Raw genomic sequence first — 704 nt, forward strand, 5'->3', positions numbered from 1 at the left:
GCCACCTGCGCACCGAACAACGCCGGAATCGACACCCGCACAGTCGAATCGGGCCGAGCCAACACCGCCCGATTACCGATCCGATCCAGGTGGGCGCGCTCATCGGCATCCATCAGATCGACCGATGACAACCGAAGCGTCGGGTCGGCGGTCATAGCGGCCAACACCCGCCGCAACCGCTCGATCAGCGCGCCAATGGTTTCGGCGTCGAACACGTCGGTGCGGAACTCGACGGCCCCGCCGATCCCCGCGGGCTCACCGGCGTCGCCCCAGCGTTCGGCCAACGAGAACGACAGGTCCATGCGGGCGGTACGGGTGTCCGCCGGTATGGAGCTGACCTGCAGGTCGCCTAGCATCAAGCCGGCGGCCGGGTCACCGGCGAAGTTCTGCCAGGCCAACATCACCTGCACCAGGGGATGATGGGACCGGCTTCGGGCGGGGTTGAGCCGCTCCACCAGCACTTCAAACGGCACGTCTTGGTGCTCGTAGGCGGCCAGGCTGCGCTGGCGCACCTGAGCCAACAGTTCGGCAACCGTCGGATCACCGGACACGTCCACGCGCAGCACCAGCGTGTTGACGAACGACCCGACCAGCTCGTCCAGTGCGGGGTCGCGGCGCCCGGCGATCGGAAATCCCACGGCCACATCGGAACTGGCGCTGAGCTTGGACAGCAACACCGCCAGGGCCGCCTGCATCACCATGAA

1 protein-coding gene is annotated in these 704 nt (G+C 67.3%); it reads right to left on the minus strand.

Annotation, left to right across the window (positions count from 1 at the left end; all coding sequences use genetic code 11):
* Window positions 1-704 (minus strand): condensation domain-containing protein (locus tag A5753_RS00050; protein ID WP_231989942.1); only part of this gene is annotated, 704 nt, incomplete at both ends.

This window comes from Mycobacterium sp. 852002-51971_SCH5477799-a, from assembly GCF_001667145.1.
Classification (GTDB): domain Bacteria; phylum Actinomycetota; class Actinomycetes; order Mycobacteriales; family Mycobacteriaceae; genus Mycobacterium.